At 64.7% G+C, this 1,690-nt stretch carries 2 protein-coding genes; both read right to left on the minus strand.

What is annotated here, in order from left to right:
- Positions 1–1,096 (minus strand): efflux RND transporter permease subunit (locus ACYP33_RS00005; protein ID WP_459618854.1); only part of this gene is annotated, 1,096 nt, incomplete at its 3' end.
- 13 nt (positions 1,097–1,109) lie between these two features.
- Positions 1,110–1,690, minus strand: a 581-nt coding sequence (locus tag ACYP33_RS00010) for an efflux RND transporter periplasmic adaptor subunit (RefSeq protein WP_459618855.1), incomplete at its 5' end; no start/stop codon positions are given.

Raw genomic sequence — 1,690 nt, forward strand, 5'->3', positions numbered from 1 at the left:
TCGTGGCCCGCAGGTTCTGCAGGAACAGATACATCACGAGGAACACCAGCACGATGCCTTCCAGCAGCGTCTTGACCACTTCCTCGATCGACAGCTTCACGAACGGCGTGGTGTCGTACGGGTAGTGCACCACCATCCCGTGCGGGAAGTACTTCGACAGCTCGGTGACCTTGGCCTTGATCAGACCCGCCGTGGCGAGCGCGTTGGCGCCCGTCGCAAGCTGGATACCGACGCCGGCGGTCGGCTGGCCCATGTACTTCGTGTCGTAGTTGTAGTTTTCCGCGCCGAGGTAGATCTGCGCGACATCCTTCAGCCGAACCTGCGAACCATCCTGATTGACCTTCAGCAGGATCTTGCCGAACTGCTCCGGCGTCTGCAGCAGGGTCTGCTCGGTGATGGTCGCCTGCAGCACGGTGCCCGGCTTGGCCGGCGTGCCGCCGATCTGGCCGCCCGCGATCTGCACGTTCTGCGCGGCGATGGCGCTGGACACGTCCGCCGGCGTCAGGCTGTAGTTGGTCAGCTTGGTCGGGTCGAGCCAGATCCGCATCGCGTATTGCGAGCCGAGCAGCAGCGTCTGGCCGACGCCGTTCAGGCGGCTCAGCGGATCGAGCACGTGCGACGCGACGTAGTTCGTCAGGTCGTTACGGCCCATGCTGCCGTCTTCCGAGTTGAACGCGATCCACAACAGGTAGCTCGAGCTCGACTTGGTGACCTTCAGGCCGAGCTGCTGCACGACCTGCGGCAGAACCGGCGTCGCGAGCGACAGCTTGTTCTGCACCTGCACCTGCGCGATGTCCGGGTTGGTGCCCGGCGCGAACGAGATGGTGATCGTGGAGGTGCCCGAGTCGTCGCTCGTCGAGGACATGTACAGGAAGTTGTCGAGGCCGCTCATCTGCTGCTCGATCACCTGCGTGACCGTGTCCTCGACCGTCTTCGCCGATGCACCCGGGTACGTCGACGTGATCTGCACCGCGGGCGGTGCGATCGTCGGGTACTGCGAAATCGGCAGCGTGAAGATCGATGCGACGCCCACGAGCATCAGCACGATCGCAATCACCCACGCAAAAATTGGCCGATCAATAAAGAATTTTGCCATTTAGGACCTCTTGTTACTTCGCTGCGGACGCGCCCGATGCGGAAGCTGCGGGAGCTGATGCGCCGGATGCACCGGATGCCGGCGCGGATGCAGCGCTCGCATCCGATGCCGCGTTCGGGTCGGGCGGCAATTGCGCCGCGACCGGCTTGACCGTCGCGCCCGGCTGAACCTTGCCCACGCCCTGCACGATCACGCGGTCGCCCGTTTGCAGGCCGCCCTCGACCACCCAGTTCTGACCGTAGGTGCCCGAGGTCGTCAGCACGCGCGACGCCACCTTGTTGTCCGAGCCGACCACCAGCGCCGTCGGCTGGCCCTTCGGATCGTGCTGGACGCCGACTTGCGGCACCAGGTACGCGTTGTCGTTCGAGCCTTCCTCGATGCGTGCACGCACGAACATGCCCGGCAGCAGCACGCGGTTCGGGTTCGGGAACAGCGCGCGGATCGTGACCGAACCGGTGGTCTGGTCGACCGTCACATCGGTGAATTGCAGCTTGCCTTCGAGCGGGTAGGTCTTGCCGTCTTCCAGCACCAGCTTGACCTTGGCCGCGTTCGGGCCGGCCGTCTTGATCCGGCCGCTCTGGATGTCCTGGCGCA

The sequence above is a fragment of the Burkholderia sp. 3C genome (genome assembly GCF_054589155.1).